Source organism: Haloarcula sp. Atlit-7R, from assembly GCF_003666065.1.
GTDB lineage: Archaea > Halobacteriota > Halobacteria > Halobacteriales > Haloarculaceae > Haloarcula > Haloarcula taiwanensis.
In genome coordinates this window covers 1-456 of record NZ_QXIK01000100.1, presented here as the reverse complement: position 1 = coordinate 456, position 456 = coordinate 1, and the positions used below count along the sequence as shown (strand labels likewise).

The window sequence follows — 456 nt, the reverse complement described above, 5'->3', positions numbered from 1 at the left end:
CGAACGAGGACGACTTCTTCGGTTCGTACGTGTTGAAGAGGAGCGTGACAACGCCGTCGTCGTTACCGTCTTCGACGGTGACGTTAGCGGCGTAGCCCTGTTCGAATCTACCGATGGAGACCGTTGCGGTGTCAGTGTTCTCGACGGTCACCGGGATGGCGACAACGTCGCCGCGCTGCTCGGTGATGACGGACTCGCCGAAGTCGGCGGAGCCCTCACCGGCGTCTTCCACGGTGATGGTGTCGGATTCGACGGAGACACCGGAGGCCGTGTCGGTCACTTCGACCGTGTAGTCGCCAGTGTCGAGGTCGAGTTCGCTCGCGTTGAACTCGAAGTCGTATTCACCCTGACCGTTGAGGTCGACAGTCATGCTCCCGTCGTCGACTTCGTCGCCGTCGTCGTCGAGGAGAGCGATCTTGACGTTCTCGCGGTCGGAGTTCGCGTTAACCGTACCTT

Annotated in this window: 1 pseudogene; it reads right to left on the bottom strand. The window is 61.0% G+C overall.

Going from position 1 to position 456, the window contains the following annotated elements:
* A pseudogene (locus tag D3D01_RS22835) lies at positions 1-456 on the bottom strand (DUF4397 domain-containing protein); the annotation flags it as partial.